The sequence below is a fragment of the Thiocystis minor genome, from assembly GCF_016653465.1.
GTDB classification, from domain to species: domain Bacteria; phylum Pseudomonadota; class Gammaproteobacteria; order Chromatiales; family Chromatiaceae; genus Chromatium; species Chromatium minus.
The window spans coordinates 1-15214 of record NZ_NHSQ01000032.1 but is presented as its reverse complement, the minus strand read 5'-3'; the positions used below and the strand labels follow the sequence as shown (position 1 = coordinate 15214).

General features: G+C 61.0%; 15 protein-coding genes. 9 read left to right on the top strand and 6 right to left on the bottom strand.

The genetic code is table 11. The features are described 5' to 3' along the window. Positions 1 to 60 precede the first annotated feature (60 nt). The 3 genes from CCR95_RS02515 to CCR95_RS02505 all read right to left on the bottom strand — a co-directional run bounded on the left by CCR95_RS02515 (position 61) and on the right by CCR95_RS02505 (position 2170). Positions 61 to 927 (bottom strand): crotonase/enoyl-CoA hydratase family protein, encoded by an 867-nt coding sequence (locus CCR95_RS02515; RefSeq protein ID WP_201091560.1) that lies wholly within the window; start codon positions 925 to 927, stop codon positions 61 to 63. Between the two features lie 230 nt (positions 928 to 1157). Next, positions 1158 to 1355 carry a hypothetical protein gene (locus CCR95_RS02510; RefSeq protein ID WP_201091558.1) on the bottom strand — a complete coding sequence of 66 codons (198 nt, stop codon included), beginning with the start codon at positions 1353 to 1355 and terminating at the stop codon, positions 1158 to 1160. Between the two features lie 239 nt (positions 1356 to 1594). Then, a complete protein-coding gene (locus tag CCR95_RS02505; protein WP_201091553.1) occupies positions 1595 to 2170 on the bottom strand; it encodes a copper-binding protein in 576 nt (191 codons plus the stop codon). Positions 2171 to 2554: 384 nt separating this feature from the next. On the opposite strand from CCR95_RS02505, the gene CCR95_RS02500 reads away from it, so the two are divergent. Further along, on the top strand, positions 2555 to 3229 hold the full coding sequence (locus CCR95_RS02500; RefSeq protein WP_201091552.1) for a winged helix-turn-helix domain-containing protein: 675 nt from the start codon (positions 2555 to 2557) through the stop codon (positions 3227 to 3229). Next, positions 3226 to 4680 carry a sensor histidine kinase gene (locus tag CCR95_RS02495; protein WP_201091551.1) on the top strand — a complete coding sequence of 485 codons (1455 nt, stop codon included), beginning with the start codon at positions 3226 to 3228 and terminating at the stop codon, positions 4678 to 4680. Before CCR95_RS02500 ends, CCR95_RS02495 begins: the two co-directional genes overlap by 4 nt. Here the strand turns inward: CCR95_RS02495 and CCR95_RS02490 are convergent. Continuing rightward, positions 4661 to 5872, bottom strand: coding sequence for an exo-beta-N-acetylmuramidase NamZ family protein (locus CCR95_RS02490; protein ID WP_201091550.1), 1212 nt, complete (start codon positions 5870 to 5872; stop codon positions 4661 to 4663). The genes CCR95_RS02495 and CCR95_RS02490 overlap by 20 nt on opposite strands. A gap of 247 nt (positions 5873 to 6119) precedes the next feature. Between CCR95_RS02490 and queA the strand changes: the two genes are divergently transcribed. From queA to CCR95_RS02455, 7 genes are all read left to right on the top strand, one after another. Then, on the top strand, positions 6120 to 7151 hold the full coding sequence (queA, locus tag CCR95_RS02485) for a tRNA preQ1(34) S-adenosylmethionine ribosyltransferase-isomerase QueA (RefSeq protein WP_201091549.1): 1032 nt from the start codon (positions 6120 to 6122) through the stop codon (positions 7149 to 7151). A gap of 209 nt (positions 7152 to 7360) precedes the next feature. After that, entirely contained in the window at positions 7361 to 7759 is a 399-nt protein-coding gene (locus CCR95_RS02480) for an H-NS family nucleoid-associated regulatory protein (protein ID WP_201091548.1), read from the top strand. 412 nt (positions 7760 to 8171) lie between these two features. Then, positions 8172 to 9488 (top strand): DEAD/DEAH box helicase, encoded by a 1317-nt coding sequence (locus CCR95_RS02475; RefSeq protein ID WP_201091546.1) that lies wholly within the window; start codon positions 8172 to 8174, stop codon positions 9486 to 9488. 204 nt (positions 9489 to 9692) lie between these two features. After that, positions 9693 to 9965 carry an RNA recognition motif domain-containing protein gene (locus CCR95_RS02470; protein WP_014777231.1) on the top strand — a complete coding sequence of 91 codons (273 nt, stop codon included), beginning with the start codon at positions 9693 to 9695 and terminating at the stop codon, positions 9963 to 9965. Between the two features lie 114 nt (positions 9966 to 10079). After that, positions 10080 to 11918, top strand: a complete 1839-nt coding sequence (locus tag CCR95_RS02465) for a M61 family metallopeptidase (protein ID WP_201091544.1) — start codon at positions 10080 to 10082, stop codon at positions 11916 to 11918. Positions 11919 to 11925: 7 nt separating this feature from the next. Then, positions 11926 to 12975, top strand: a complete 1050-nt coding sequence (locus tag CCR95_RS02460) for a biotin--[acetyl-CoA-carboxylase] ligase (protein ID WP_201091543.1) — start codon at positions 11926 to 11928, stop codon at positions 12973 to 12975. Between the two features lie 96 nt (positions 12976 to 13071). Beyond that, entirely contained in the window at positions 13072 to 13836 is a 765-nt protein-coding gene (locus CCR95_RS02455; RefSeq protein WP_201091542.1) for a type III pantothenate kinase, read from the top strand. A gap of 62 nt (positions 13837 to 13898) precedes the next feature. Here CCR95_RS02455 and radC read toward each other — a convergent pair whose 3' ends face one another. Both radC and CCR95_RS02445 read right to left on the bottom strand, forming a co-directional pair. Then, the gene (gene radC, locus CCR95_RS02450) at positions 13899 to 14561 is read right to left on the bottom strand and encodes a RadC family protein (protein WP_201091540.1); all 663 of its coding nucleotides are present in this window, start codon (positions 14559 to 14561) and stop codon (positions 13899 to 13901) included. 3 nt (positions 14562 to 14564) lie between these two features. Next, a complete protein-coding gene (locus tag CCR95_RS02445) occupies positions 14565 to 15020 on the bottom strand; it encodes a hypothetical protein (protein ID WP_201091538.1) in 456 nt (151 codons plus the stop codon). Positions 15021 to 15214: the final 194 nt, after the last annotated feature.

Genomic DNA, 15214 nt, shown 5'->3' with positions numbered 1-15214 from the left:
GCTGTTGCGAATGGATGATTGAGGTTGGGCTCGCCAAGTCAAGCGTTGGCGAGGTTCGGCTCAGGCGGCCTCGACCCCTTGGTGATTCTGACGCGAGACCAGTCGCTCCATCATTTTCAGATCGCGCCGCTCGATCTTCAAGACCGCATCGACCCAGATCTCGACCACGTGCAGCAGATTTTCGTAGGTGATTGGATTGATGTCGTCGCGTGCCTTGCGGAGTGCGCGGAAGCCATTGCGGGCGTGGTTTTCGCGCTTGATATACCCGTAGACAGCCTCCTCGCCTTCGCCATCCTCGACCAGGATGTCCACCAATCCCATGTCGTAAAGCTCTTGCGCTGTGTAAAGTTTGCCGCTGAGAATCATCCGTTCGGCCTGCTTCGGATGCAGCTTGCGAGCCAGCAGATGATAAGCGCCCATGCCCGGGAACAGGTTGAACAGTACCTCCGGGAAACCCATGCGGGCGCTCTTTTCCGCGATGATGATCTCGCTCGACAGCGCGGCTTCGAAGCCGCCCCCCAAGGCTTCGCCTTGCACCAATGAAATCGTTGTCACGTCCCGGTCGAAGTGCGAGAGATTGGCATAGAGCACATCGATACATGCCTTGCCATAATCCATGAGACCCTTGCGATCACCACGCATCGCCAGGCTGCGGAACAGATCCAGGTCTCCGCCGAGATTGAAGATGCCTGCTATCTGGGATGCGATGACATGGTATTTGACACCCTGAGAGTCAGCGACATTGCGCAGATGATTGAACGAATCGTTGATGTTCTGGAGGAGTGTCTGGTTGAAGCATGCGCGGGGCGCTGGATTAAAATAGCACCACACGAGCTCGTGCTTGCGATCGAAATGGGTGGTCAACTGACTATATTGACGGCTGATCGGGTCAATGTGGGTGACTGCGTTCGATGTGTGCGTATTCATGATGGCTTCTTGTATCTATTTGGCTCGTTTATCTTGTGCGCCGATACTGTTTTTTTCATCATTCTTTAACGCTCAGATTGCCGACAATTCATGACGCATCTCATAAACGCATTATTATCAATTTATTCAGTTATTTACGATAAGAATCCGGATCTGATCTTGGTTGTCAGGAAGCGTCGTTGGAGAAAGTCTACTGACTAATGGCCGATAAAAGCGTGCGCTGCGGCTCATTATTCAAAAACATCATTGGCGATGCCGTTGACCACGACCACCTTGGCAAGCCCGGCGGAGCCGCGTGGACAGAGATAATTCTGGATGATGACGCTCTGGCCCTGTGGGCGAGAATCGCCCTGGGTCAGCGAGTTCGAATAGTTGCCCGGGTTACTGATCGAAAAGCAACCGCAGGATGCCAGTTGTTCCGTGGTCATCCCTGGGGCTAGCGGGCATTGCGGGACTTGGAGTTTACTTTGACGTGACTGACAGCCCGCGAGGATCATGGTTAGGATTAGCAGCGTCGGTGTCCAACGTGAGGATTGCCGATCAAACGTGAAAGATGTGTTCAGTGGCCTGAGCCTTTACGTGAAGCGAGGTGAACGAAAAAGCGGGGGAGCTTTGCACTCCCGCGCCTGGATCTTGCGGATCGATGAGCGCTTTGTCGAGCCGCTCCTTACTTGAATTTTACTTCGCCACGGATGACGCGCATGTAGGTCAAGACCACGCCGTCGCCGACCGCGACCTCCTTGAGCAGCGCGGGATCGCGCACGGTGAACGTTTGTGTCTGTGTGGGTCCGCGCACGGTGACCTTGGAATTGACCTTGTCGACCGCCTCGACCCGGCCAGATCGGGTCATGGTGTCGATGATCGTGCCGCCAGGCTTGCGGCCTGGATCGCGTTCGGTGACGGTCTCCTTGGTGACGCTCACGGATCCGGCAGCCGGGCCTTTCTGAAGATCGACCACGACGGCTTCCGTTTGGCTGATGGTCAGTTTGTTCCCGATCTTGACCTGATCGAGGCGCGTGACCTGATCCGGGACATGGATGACCTCGAACGGCCCTTCCGGCGTTCGGATGGTGAGCATGCGCCGCTCCAGGTCGACAACCGTCACGGTCCCCGTGAGTTCGCTGGTGACCAGGGAACCCGTGACCGGGATCATCTCCGTTTCGGCAAAGGCGGTGGGTGCGAGGGTCGCGGTTGCACAGAGCATGATGCAGGCAAGGGGCAATCCAGAGGTGCTTCGTTTCATGTTTTGGTTTCCGTTGCAGCAGGTTTGAGTGGTCGCGAGGCGCTATCAAGGTACTCTGCGTCGCGGTGGGCTGCAACACGGAAAGGTTTCTGACAAATCAGTAAGGATGCGTTAACCCTCCGACAAGGGTGGCCACCCAATACTGTCTGAAGTCAGCCGTCTCGCGGAACGGTTGACAATAATGCCGGCCAACCTCAATTAGGGATCCATATGGTTCCATTCATCCCTGAATGACGTCTTCAACAGGGGCTCGGCCATGATCGTGAGGGTGTCTTTGTGGCCCAGGTCGAGCCCAATTGTGGTTATGCGGGTCGAACGGAACGGTCGAGCGCTCTTTGTGGCCGTGCCATTGGCGGAGTGAAATAGGAGGGACTGTAAGCGCAGATGCGCATTCTATTGATCGAAGATGACCGTAAGCTGGCGGACTATTTGCGCAAAGCGCTGGTGGAAGTCGGTTTCGCGGTCGATCATCTGGTGGATGGTCGCGAAGGTCTGCTGACCGCCGCAAGCCTCGACTATGACATCCTCATCGTCGATCGGATGCTGCCGGGCCTGGATGGGCTCGGTATCGTCCGCACCCTGCGCGCCGCGGGCAATCGTACTCCGGTGTTATTTCTGAGCGCGCTCGGCGAGGTGGACGATCGGGTCCAGGGGTTGCAGGCTGGCGGCGACGATTATCTGATTAAGCCCTTCGCCTTCTCCGAACTCCACGCCCGTCTTGAGGCGCTCCTGCGTCGTGGGGCCGCCGACGCCCCCGAGACCCGTCTGCGCGTCGCCGACTTGGAGATGGATCTGCTCAAGCGCGAGGTCATCCGGGCGGGAACGCCAATTCAACTCCAGCCTCGCGAATTCCGACTGCTCGAATATCTGATGCGCCACGCCGGGCAGGTGGTTACTCGTACCATGTTGCTGGAACAGGTCTGGGATTATCGCTTCGACCCTCAGACTAACATCATCGATGTCCATATCAGCCGTCTGCGCGGCAAGATCGACAGGGACTTCGACCCTTCACTGTTGCAGACCGTGCGTGGCGCGGGCTACCTGCTTGGCGTGCCATGAAGTGGGCCGGGCTGGGTTCCGGAGCCTGGGCCGAACTGTGCAGACGCGCTCCCCCCCTCCGCAGCTCGACCTTCCGGCTGGCCCTGCTCTATGTCTTCCTGCTTGGGGTCTCGGTGTCGATCCTGCTCGGGTTTATCTACTGGTCGACGGCGGGTTATATGGATCGCCAGGCGACGGCCACCATTGACGCCGAGATCCGTGGTCTCGCCGAACAGTACCACCAGCGTGGTTTGAACGGTCTCACCACGCTGATTGCCAAACAGGTGGCGCTCGATCCGAAGGGTTCCAGCGTCTATCTGCTGGTAGACGACAAACTGGAGCGCATCCTGGGTAATCTGGACCGATGGCCTTCCGAACTTCCGGATGCCGAGGGCTGGATGCGTTTTCGTCTGCGCGAGCGCGGTCCCGACCAAACCGAGGAGCACGAGGCACGCGCCCAGGTCTTTCTGCTGCGCGGCGGGTTGCGTCTGCTCGTCGGGCGCGATGTCCGGGATCTGGAGGCCACCCGCGCGCTCATCATCAATGCGCTGTCCTGGGGTCTCGCCATCACCGCCGCCATGGCGTTGCTGGGGAGCTGGCTGATGAGCGCCAGCCTGGTGCGGCGGCTGGAAGCGATCAATCAGACCAGTTGGGAGATCATGGAGGGCGACCTCTCGCGGCGGATTCGCTTGAACGGCAGCGGGGACGATTTCGATCAGTTGGCGATCAGTCTTAACCGGATGTTGGAGCGTATCGAGACGCTCATGACTGGAGTCCGGCAGGTCTCGGACAATATCGCCCATGATCTGCGCACGCCACTCACCCGCATGCGTAATAAGCTCGAAATCCTGGGCGCGGAATTGCCGGACGCGGGGGCCGCGCGCACGCTCGGGGAAGAGGCTCTCGCCGATACCGACGAGATGCTCGCTACCTTCAACGCCCTGCTGCGGATCGCCCGCATCGAATCCGGCAGCCGCCGCGCCGCCTTCGCGCCGCTCAATCTGACCGAGCTGGTCGGTGACGTGGCGGAACTCTACGAGCCGGTTGCCAGCGAGCGGGAACAACGTCTGGAGTACCGGGCGTTCGGGCCGGCATGGATCGTTGGCGACCGTGACCTGTTGTTTCAGGCGCTCACGAATCTGGTGGATAACGCCATCAAATATACGCACTCCCGTGGCGATATCACCCTTTCGGTTGGCTCCGACGGTCTGCGCGCTCGGGTCGTCGTGGCCGACAATGGCCCAGGCATTCCGAGTCGGCTACGCGAGTTGGTCTTCCGCCGTTTTTTTCGCGGCGACGGGAGCCGTTCGACACCGGGCAACGGACTGGGGCTGAGTCTGGTGCATGCCGTGGCGCAGCTCCATCACGCGACCATCGATCTGTCTGACAATCAACCCGGTCTGCGGGTGACCCTGAGCTTCGGTCTTGGAAAAGCCGCGATTGACGGGCGAGTTACCCCGCGTAGATCCTGAGCGGCGCGCTGGTTGCGGCCCAGCGTTCCTCGTCGGCGAGCAGCCGTCGCTCCAGGTCGCCCGGCCCGCCTTCCGGGTCATCGACCCACTCGCGCAGAAAGGTACCGCCGGCGAGCAGATCGATGGCCAGCCGCTCGGTTTCGTATTCATAGTGAAAGTCGCGCCAGAGCGGATAGTCCGGATACTCCAGGCGCAGACACTTGAGCAGCAGCGCGATCAGTCGATAGGGGCGGAATTGCTCGTGTCGATAGCCGGCGTTGTCGGTATGGATCTGGAGCCCCGAGCAAAGCCGGCCCGCATGCTTGTGGAAGGTTGGCTCGAACCAGCAGGGGCGGATCAAGGCGCCTTCGGTCCAGGCTGGCCATGCGCTCCGCATCCGCTGGAGAATCCGCTCGAAATCCAGGTCGGGCGCGCCAGCGAGTTCCAACGCTGTGGTGGTGCCGCGGCCTTCGGAAAGCGTGGTGCCTTCCAGGAGGACGGTGCCCGGAAAACAGCGGGCCATGTTCAGGCTGGAGGCGTTGGGGCTGGGGTTGATCCAGGATAGTTCCGTGACTGGCCAGCCAAAACCGGGGGCCTCGGCGGGGCGATAATCCTCCATCGCGACCAGATGAAGATCGAGCGTGTGACCGCGCGCGGCGACGAACCATTTGGCCAATTCGCCGAAGGTCAAGCCATGGCGCATGATCAGCGGCCCCGCGCCAACGAAGCTTTCCCAGCCCGGATCCAGGAGACTGCCCTCGATCGGGCGCCCGGCCGGGTTGGGGCGATCGAGTACCCAAAGACTCTTGCCCGCCGCGGCGCAGGCCGCGATAAGATAGCCCAGGGTCGTCACATAGGTATAGATGCGGGTACCGATGTCCTGGAGATCGACTAGGAGCACGTCGAAACTGTCGAGCATGTCCGCGGTCGGATACCGTACATCGCCGTAGAGACTGTAGACGGGAATGCCATGGCGCCGGTCGAACGTATCCGGGGTTTCGACCATGTTGTCCTGCTTGTCGCCGCGCATGCCGTGTTGTGGGCCAAAAGCCGCCACGATCTTCAATTCGCCCAAGGCCATGAGTGCGTCCAGGCTGTGCGTGCCAGACCCGGTCACCGAGGCGGGATGGCCCAGGAATGCAACGCGTTGGCCCCAGAGGGGTTTACGCAGATCAGGAATCTCCAGTAGGCGGTCAATGCCGAGTTTTATCATAGGGAACGAACCTCAATCGGGGCGTGCGGCAGGCCAGCCATGATAGTCCGAAATCAGCGGCGAAGCCGAATGTCCGGTCAGGCGAAACCCTCCAACCAAACGGCGTTCGGCAGGGCTCCTGTCATTCTTGTGCATCGGTTCGCCACGCGTCCGAGTCCTCAAGCGTCGCCGCGGTCCACCTCCAGAGTCATCAGCGATTTCGAGATGCATCAATTCATGAATGCCATGCCGGGCGCGGTTTAATTCGATGCGCCGTTCCGATTTTCGCTACGACCTCCCACCCGAGCTGATTGCCCAGAGGCCACCCCCCGAGCGTGGCGGAGCACGGCTGTTGACCCTGGAGGGGGCGAGGGGCGAGCCATGTGACCGGATGTTTGCCGATCTGCCGCGGCTGCTGCGGAAAAACGACCTGCTCGTCTTCAATAACACTCGTGTCATGCGTGCCCGGCTGTTCGGGCGCAAGGCCACCGGCGGGCAGGTGGAGATCCTGATCGAGCGCTTGCTGGAGCCTGACGAAGCGCTGGCTCATGTCCGCGCGAGCAAGTCTCCACAACCCGGTTCATCGATCGAATTGACCGGCGGGGCCTGTCTGATGGTCGTGCTGCGCGAAGGCGATCTCTTCCGGCTGCGCGCGCGCGATGCGACCTTTGCCGAGATCATGTCCAGAGAGGGCCATCTTCCCTTGCCGCCCTACATTCAGCGTCCGGACGATGTCGCCGACGAGGCACGGTATCAGACGCTGTATGCCAGTCGCGAAGGTGCGGTTGCGGCTCCGACCGCGGGATTGCATTTCGATGCCGCCATGCTTCAAAAATTGAGCGAACTCGGCATCGGCAGGGCCGAAGTCACGCTTCACGTTGGCGCGGGAACCTTTCAGCCGGTTCGAGTGGACGATCTGGACCGTCATGAAATGCATGCCGAATGGCTGGAAGTGGATGAGACGCTATGCGAGCGGGTCGAGTTGGCGCGCCAACTCGGTGGGCGGATCGTGGCGGTGGGGACAACGAGCGTGCGAAGTCTGGAGACGGCCGCCGCCAGCGGCCACCTCAAGCCCTATCGGGGCGACAGCAGGTTATTCATTCGCCCCGGTTACCGCTTTCGGGTTGTCGATGCCCTGTTGACGAATTTTCATCTGCCCGAGTCAACCTTATTAATGCTGGTCGCTGCGTTTGCGGGTTATGAGCCGATGATGAACGCCTATCGTCATGCGGTGACCGAGCGCTATCGCTTCTTTAGCTATGGAGATGCGATGTTCCTCACGCAACGGAGCCTCGATTAGAGTCAGCTCGTCGATTTGACAAAGCAGAGAAACTGGAATCCTGGCCCATTAAACGGTTTTCAAACCGGCGCGAAGATCCTCTGGCTTCGAAATATTGGAATAGGCTTCTTGACATTTATTAAGAATTGCATAAATTAGAAATACGCGCAGTCATTTCTGCCAGCGTACCGTTGAAACATGGTTTATCGTAAAGAGTGGAGGTATCGCACGTGGAGTACGCTGACCTTAGCGTCGATGAGATCAGGCGCCAGCTTGAGGAAGCCGAGACCAAGCAGGCAGAGCTGAATCGTATCCTGGAAGTTCGTCGCCAGGAGGGCAAGGATGATGTGATTCAGAAGATCAGGGATATTATCGAGAATAACGGCTATCGATTCGAAGAAATTCTGCCGTTAGTGGCGCCAAAACGCAGACGGGGTATGGCGCGGAAGCTCGTCAGCGATCGTCAGTATACCCGTTATGTCGATCCGGATAATGCCGATAATATTTATGTGCGCGGTGTTTTGCCTGGGTGGATGAAGCAGAAAATGCAGGAGCAAGGCTACGACCCAGGGTCCAAGACGGATCGTGAGGCATTTAAGGCAAATTCGCTTCAGGCTATTGAAAGCTAAAGTTATTTTTGTGTTCGAACGCTCCGCTTCATCATTTTTCACTACTTCTAGTGGATGCTGCGGGGTATCCGTAACGCAATGCTGTCGCATGAAGGATTCTCCGTTCGCTCCAGGCTTGCCGAAGGGTGAGCGGACAATCTGCATTGCTTAAGTGCTCATCCGTCATTGCGTTTTCGCCATGCCTCCTGACTGCTTGAGCGTTGCGGATGCTTTAAAGAGAACAAATGTCGATTACGCGACTAGCTTTTGATCCAGCGACCGCTTACACTGACGCCTTCGCATCATCCGGTCGATGCGTCGTCTCGCGGCTGAATCCTTAATCTTTCCTTCAGGCATCACCTCGAACGCCCCTCTTTTTCGCCTAGACCGGCCCCATGATAATGAATGGGTTAGGCTGGTTTCAGGAGTTTTCATGTCATTCGATTCACTCGGTCTTCGGGCCGATTTGCTGCGTGCTGTCGCATCGCAGCGTTATGGCCGTCCCACGCCAATTCAGGCGCAAGCCATCCCCGTGATTCTGGCGGGCCATGATTTGCTCGCCGGCGCTCAAACCGGAACCGGAAAGACCGCCGCATTCGTTTTGCCGCTTTTGCAATTGCTCGCCGAAAAAGGACATCCGCAGCGCCAGCCGCGCGCGTTGATCCTGACGCCGACCCGTGAGCTGGCCGCTCAAATAGGCGAACGCGTGCATGCCTACGGAATTCACTTGTCCCTGCGTTCAACCGTGATTTTCGGCGGTGTTGGCATGCAGCCGCAAGTCAATCAATTACATCGTGGAGTGGATATCTTAGTCGCCACGCCCGGCCGCTTACTCGATCATGCCGGTCAGCGCACGCTGGATTTATCCCGAATCGAAATTCTGGTGCTCGATGAAGCCGACCGCATGCTCGACATGGGTTTCATTCATGACGTGAAGCGCATCATCAATCTGCTTCCGGAACGGCGTCAAAACCTGCTCTTTTCCGCGACCTATTCCGACGACATGCGGCGTTTTTCAGATAACCTGCTCACGCGTCCCAAATTGATCGAAGTCGCGCGCCGCAATACGGCCGCCGAGACCGTGATTCAGGCCGCGCACCCGGTCGATAAGTCGCGCAAGCGCGATCTGCTGGCGCATCTCTTTCATCGCGAAGGCTGGAATCAGGTGCTCGTGTTTACCCGCACCAAGGCCGGCGCGAATCGGCTCGCGGAGCATCTGGGTCGGGAAGGGATTGCCGCGACCGCTATTCATGGCAATAAAAGTCAATCCGCGCGAACCCGCGCACTGGATGAGTTCAAGCGCGGTGCCGTGCGTGCACTGGTGGCGACCGATATTGCCGCGCGCGGACTGGATATCGCGCATTTGCCGCAAGTGGTGAATTTCGAGCTGCCCAACGTTGCCGAGGACTATGTGCACCGGATCGGCCGCACGGGTCGGGCGGGTGCCGGCGGTCAGGCGCTCTCGCTGGTGAGCCATGACGAGATGGGTTTGCTCAAAGGCATCCAGCGTCTGCTGGGGCGTCAGATTACGCTGAATCCGGTCGTGGGCTTCGAGCCATCGTTGACGCCACCTCCCTGCGATCCAGAACCGGGGCCGGGTGCGCGTCGCGGCGCATCCGATGCCAATGGCGCGGCCCGCCGACAGAATCGTCCGGTGCGTCCGCACGCGAATCCACGGGCAGGGCAGGGACCGAAGCCGGGACGTCGTGCTCGCCCCCATGCGGCTTCCCAGGCCAAGCCCTCACGCTAGCGTAGATGTACGGATATTGCATGCTAGGTTTTTCAACTATTGTCTGGTTCGAGGAGGTTCGTGCGAGACAACGTCTCGTCTGAACTCAATCCTCGCAAACTTCGTCTCCAGCGGTTGGAGGCATAGACTGTCGAATCAGTTGCGCATTGATTTTTCGACCGTTCTCTCTTTCTCTTCAATGCCCTCTCCAATGGAACCTGAATAATGAATATCTATGTTGGCAACCTAGCTTACGGCGTGACCCAAGAGGAACTGCGTGACGCCTTTGGTGCGTATGGCGAAATCTCCAGCGTGAACTTGATCACCGATAAATTTACCGGCGACTCCAAGGGATTCGGCTTTGTCGAGATGCCGAATAACGCCGAGGCCGATGCGGCGATCAAGGGTCTGAACGAGACCCCGCTGAAAGGCCGCAACCTGAAGGTGAACCAAGCCAAACCGCGTGGGGAACGTCCGTCACGCGGGCCGCGCTGGTAAGCCGACTCAAGCCCCGGGGCGCCGCGCCCCGGAGAATGCCGTCGGATGCGTCCGCGCATCCGACGGCATTTTTTTGTTACCGTATCGGCTCGTTCCTCAAGCCGGATGTCCGCCATGTCCGATTCTCAGCCCCGGTCCTTCGATCTGACCTACCGCATTCGGCCGGATGCTCCGCGAGCCCATCTCTTTCGCGTCGAGATTGTCATCGTGCGTCCGCCGGACGGACGGCTGACGCTCTCCATGCCGGCCTGGATTCCAGGCAGCTACCTGATCCGTGACTTCGCGCGCAACCTCATCGATGTTACCGCTAGGACCGCGGACGGTCAGCCGCTGGCGCTGGAGAAGCTGGACAAACAAACCTGGTTCTGTGAGGACGTGGCGAGCGCCGTGACGGTCTCGTATCAGGTCTTTGCCTGGGAGCTTTCGGTCCGCGCGGCGCATCTGGATACCACCCACGCCTATTTCAATGGGGCGGGTCTGCTGCTGCGCGTCCATGGTCTGGAAGACCGTCCCTGCCGGGTCGAACTGTCGCCGCCGGATGACGCCAACGGTCAGAACTGGCGGGTCGCCACCAGCCTTTGCCCGCTGGATGCCACCCCGCCGGGCTTCGGCGTCTATCGGGCCGACGATTACGCCGATCTGATCGATCATCCAGTCGAGATGGGCCGCTTCCGGCTGCTGTCCTTCACAGTCGGGGAGGTAACGCACCGGATCGCGATCAGCGGCCGCGGCCAGTTCGACGAGTCGCGCCTGCTTCGGGATCTGACACGGATCTGCGCCCAGCAGTCGGCGCTCTTCGGCGAACTGCCGATCGATCGCTATCTGTTTCTGTTGACCGTGGTCGGCGATGGCTATGGCGGCCTGGAGCATCGCTTTTCCACCAGCCTGCTCTGCCCGCGCGACGACCTGCCTCGGCAAGGCGAAGACCAGCCGTCCGAGGGCTATCAGCGTCTGCTCGGACTCTGTAGCCATGAATATTTTCACCTCTGGCAGGTCAAGCGCATCCGACCCCGGGCGTTCGTCGACGGCGCTCTGGATCGCGAGGTTTACACCCGTCAGCTCTGGGCCTTCGAGGGCATCACCTCGTATTACGACGAGCTGGCGCTAGCGCGGGGCGGCTGCATCGACCACAAGACCTATCTCGGCCTGCTGGCCGCGACCATCACCCGCGTCATGCGCAGTCCGGGGCGTCGGGTCCAGACCCTGGCGGAAGCCAGCTTCGATGCCTGGACCAAGTTCTACAAGCCGGACGAAAACGCACCCAATGCGCTGGTCAGCTATTACGCCAAGGGTGCGCTGGTCGCGCTGGCCCTGGATCTGACCATCCGTCACGGGACCGGCGGCATCCATTCGCTCGACGAGGTCATGCGCGAACTCTGGCGTCGCCACGGGCGCACCGGCATCGGCGTGCCGGAGCGTGGCGTGGAGACACTCGCCGGCGCCGTCTCCAGCCTCGACCTGGATGGATTTTTCGCCCAGGCGCTGGACTCCACCGAGGACATCGACCTGGAAGTGCTGCTCGCGACCGTCGGGGTCGGGATGCGTCTGCGTCCGAGTCGGGGGCCGAAGGATACCGGCGGCTGCGTCGAACGCTTCGATCCCATCGACTCCGCCCCGACGCTCGACGTGCGTCTGCGCCCGAACGGCTCCGAGGCGGCGATTCAGCACGTCATCTCGGGCGGCGCGGGCGAGCGCGCCGGTCTGGCGCCGGGCGACCTGCTGATCGCGGTCGACGGCCTGCGCGTGACCGCCGATAACCTGGAGCGACTGGTCGCGCGCGCCGCTGGACAGCCCGGCGGCGTCCCGCTGCATCTGTTCCGGCGCGACGAATTGATGATCCTGACCGCCGACCCTCAGCCCGCCAGCGCCGATACTTGCGAGCTGATGCTGTTGGATCCCGTATCCGACAGGGTCGCGCAAGCCCGCGCCGCCTGGCTTGCCAGCCTTGCGTGAGCCTGCCATGGAACGTCATCTCGCGCTCATCCGCCTGCTCGCCGACGGTCGGTTTCATTCCGGCGAGGCGATTGCCCGGCATTTGGGAATCAGTCGCGTCGCGGTTTGGAAAGCCTTGCGCAAGTCCGCCGAACACTACGGGCTTGCGCTGGAGTCCGTGCGCGGACGCGGCTACCGTCTGCCCGCATCCCTCGAACTCCTGGATGCCGAGCGTATCCTGGCGTTCCTGTCCCTGGCGGGACGCGCCGGACTGGCACGTCTGGAGATCCATGACCAGATCGATTCCACCAATGCGTTTTTGATGCGCGAGGCGGCCGCTGGCGCGCCATCCGGCACCGCCTGTCTGGCCGAGCGCCAGAGCGCCGGTCGCGGACGGCGGGGCCGCGTCTGGGTCTCGCCGTTTGGCGTCAATCTTTATCTCTCCCTGCTGTGGCGCACGTCCCTGGCCCCCTCGGCGCTCGGCGGGGCGAGTCTGGCCGCTGGCGCCGTGGTGGCGGAGGTTCTGCGGACCGTCGGGGCCAGGGATCTGGCCCTGAAGTGGCCGAACGATTTACTCTGGCATGGCCGCAAGCTCGCGGGTCTGCTGCTGGAAGTGGCGGGCGAGTCGCAGGGACCGAGCCATCTGGTGGTTGGAGTCGGCATCAATCTGCGCATGGATCCGGCGCAGGGAAGCGACATCGATCAACCCTGGACGGATCTGCATCAGGTGCTGGATGGGCGCTCACTCAGCCGCAATGAACTGGTGGCGCGACTGCTGGAGGCATTGCTGGCGGCCTTGGAGACCTTCGGGCGCGAGGGGCTGGAACCCTTTCTCGACCAGTGGCGCGACTTCGATGCCTTTCTGGGCCAACCGGTCCGGTTGCTGCTGGGCGATGTTTCGATTCCGCTCAGCACAGGTGCTTCGACTCCATTCGGCACGGGTGCATCGGCACCGATTGGCACCGGCCGGGTCATTGAGGGCATCCATTCCGGAATCGCGAACGATGGATCCCTGCAATTGGAAACGGCTGACGGTCTGAAACGGTTTCAGGCCGGCGAGGTGAGTTTACGCATCTAAACCGCGTCAGCAACGACGCTTGTCGGTTCCTGCAAGATTGGGCGACTATACCGACAACGCCTGTCATAACCAGACGCGGTTTAAGGAATTTTCTGAATGATGTTGTTACTGGATATTGGAAACACGAATCTGCGCTGGGCCACCCAGGAGGCAGGACGGCTTGGAGAGGTGCGGATTCTGCGCCATGGCGGCGGCATACCGCTGGATCTGCTTGCCGACTGGGAAGCGCTCGGGGCGCCCGCGCGCATCCTCGTCAGCAATGTCGGCGGCGCGGCGGTGGCGGAATCGCTACGACGGGTGACGCGCGCTTACTGGGGGCTGGATCCCGAGTTCGTCAGCATCCTCGCCGATTTCGGCGGGGTGCGGATCGCCTATGCCGAGCCCGCGCGTTTCGGGGTCGATCGCTGGCTGACGCTGATCGCGGCCCATGCGTCGGCGCTCGACGGTGCCGGGACAGCGCCACGGCAGCCCACGCTGATCCTCGATGCCGGAACCGCGGCCACCTTCGACCTGCTGCTGGCCGATGGCCGTCATCTGGGCGGTCTGATCCTTCCGGGCATCGAGATGATGCGCAACAGTCTCCTGGCGGGCACGCAGATTCCACGTATCGAGTCTGAGCCGGTCGGCGATCCCTGGGCACAAGATACCGGCGCCGCGGTGGCTGCTGGGAGTGTTCAGGCACTTGCCGCGCTCGCGGGGCGCTTATTGGATCGTCTGACCGAGCAGGCCGGCGCGACTCCCCGTCTGCTGTTGACGGGTGGCGATGCGCAACGGCTGCGGTCGGCGCTTGATCGGCCGTTCCAGGAAATCCCGGATCTGGTGCTGCGCGGTTTGCTCCAGGTGGCCGAAAACAAGACTTGAGCGTTGATCCCGCTGGTGGGCACGCGATGGATCCCTGCCGAGAGGCGCGGCAGAACCTCGACCTACAGCTTTCCGTTTTCCAGGAAACTGAAATACCCAGTCCTGTTGAAGATGATGTGGTCCAGCAACTCGATGCCGACGATTTCACCTGCCGCTTTGAGTTGGGCGGTGATACCGATGTCGCTGTGCGACGGTTCAACACCCCCGCTGGGGTGATTGTGGGCGACGATGACGGCACAGGCGCGGTCGGACAGGGCGTCGGCGAAGACTTCGCGGGGATGCACTGGGCTGCGATCGATCAGTCCAATGGACACCACGCGGATGTTCAGGATCTCGTTCGCGCCGTTCAGGCTGGCGCAGAGGAAGTGCTCCTGCTTACGGTCGGCGTAGTGGCGGACGTGGGGCAACAGATCGGCGGGGGTGACGATCCTCGCGCCTTCGGGCTTGATGCGGCGGCGGGCGAATTCGATGGCGGCGAGGATCAAGGTCGCCTTGGCATCGCCGACCCCCGCGAACCGCGAGAGTTCTTCGGCGGTCACGTTCAGTCCTTTCTCGTCGATGAGCCGCGCCAGCTTGGCGGCGAGCGTCATGACATCCATTCCCGGCGTGCCCTTGCCGAGGAGCACGGCGAGCAATTCCTGGTCGCTCAGCGCGGCCGCGCCCTTGCGCAGGAGCTTCTCGCGCGGTCGGTCGGCGGCGGGTATGTCCTGGATGGTTTTGCTCATGGGTCAGGCGGCTTCAGCCAGGTGGGTTTGGATGACGGTCACCGCCATGATGTCGAAGATGCCGCCGGTGTCGGTGTATTTCGGGTCCGCGAGTTCGTCGTAACGGCCGCGCGCGTCGTAGGTCGTCTGGATCTCGCCGTTCATCTGACCGCGATAGGGTCCGTCGAGGTAAAGACGATTGTCGCGGTGCGTTTGAACGGTGGTACGGATCACCGGGTCGGCGATCTTCTCTTCCGTCACCTCTTTGATAGAGAGCGCCTCCTCGTCCGTGATCTCGAACTGGGCGCGAATCTGATCGATCACGTCCTGCACGGACGCCTTGACCGGCACCGGATTCGCGCCACCCTTTCCCTTGCCCGGCTGGAGCTTTACCGGGCCGCCGCTGGTCGTCACGCCCTGATACTGCACCGCGGCCTTGGTGACCAGGGTGGCGCGAATCCGCTGCATCAGCTCGGACACCGTACCGGCCTTGATGAGCTGCTGGCCGACCCACTCGGCAAAGGCGACGAACTCCCGAATCTCCGTAAGGCAACTCCCGGAAAATAACGTACCAGTATCACGCGGCTGTCGGTTGAATCACCACATGGTACTTGGGTAGATGTTCGTTGCGCTGAAGATGTTCCTCGATGGCATCGAAGGCTTGTTTGGTCAGG

Excerpts from the sequence above, each read along its gene's own strand:
- CCR95_RS02510 (WP_201091558.1), bottom strand. The coding sequence starts at position 1,355 with ATGACCACGGAACAACTGGCATCCTGCGGTTGCTTTTCGATCAGTAAC.
- CCR95_RS02460 (WP_201091543.1), top strand. The coding sequence starts at position 11,926 with ATGGAACGTCATCTCGCGCTCATCCGCCTGCTCGCCGACGGTCGGTTT.
- CCR95_RS02505 (WP_201091553.1), bottom strand. The coding sequence starts at position 2,170 with ATGAAACGAAGCACCTCTGGATTGCCCCTTGCCTGCATCATGCTCTGT.
- CCR95_RS02495 (WP_201091551.1), top strand. The coding sequence starts at position 3,226 with ATGAAGTGGGCCGGGCTGGGTTCCGGAGCCTGGGCCGAACTGTGCAGA.
- queA (WP_201091549.1), top strand. The coding sequence starts at position 6,120 with ATGCGCCGTTCCGATTTTCGCTACGACCTCCCACCCGAGCTGATTGCC.
- CCR95_RS02515 (WP_201091560.1), bottom strand. The coding sequence starts at position 927 with ATGAATACGCACACATCGAACGCAGTCACCCACATTGACCCGATCAGC.
- CCR95_RS02500 (WP_201091552.1), top strand. The coding sequence starts at position 2,555 with ATGCGCATTCTATTGATCGAAGATGACCGTAAGCTGGCGGACTATTTG.
- CCR95_RS02465 (WP_201091544.1), top strand. The coding sequence starts at position 10,080 with ATGTCCGATTCTCAGCCCCGGTCCTTCGATCTGACCTACCGCATTCGG.
- CCR95_RS02475 (WP_201091546.1), top strand. The coding sequence starts at position 8,172 with ATGTCATTCGATTCACTCGGTCTTCGGGCCGATTTGCTGCGTGCTGTC.
- CCR95_RS02455 (WP_201091542.1), top strand. The coding sequence starts at position 13,072 with ATGATGTTGTTACTGGATATTGGAAACACGAATCTGCGCTGGGCCACC.
- CCR95_RS02490 (WP_201091550.1), bottom strand. The coding sequence starts at position 5,872 with ATGATAAAACTCGGCATTGACCGCCTACTGGAGATTCCTGATCTGCGT.
- radC (WP_201091540.1), bottom strand. The coding sequence starts at position 14,561 with ATGAGCAAAACCATCCAGGACATACCCGCCGCCGACCGACCGCGCGAG.
- CCR95_RS02470 (WP_014777231.1), top strand. The coding sequence starts at position 9,693 with ATGAATATCTATGTTGGCAACCTAGCTTACGGCGTGACCCAAGAGGAA.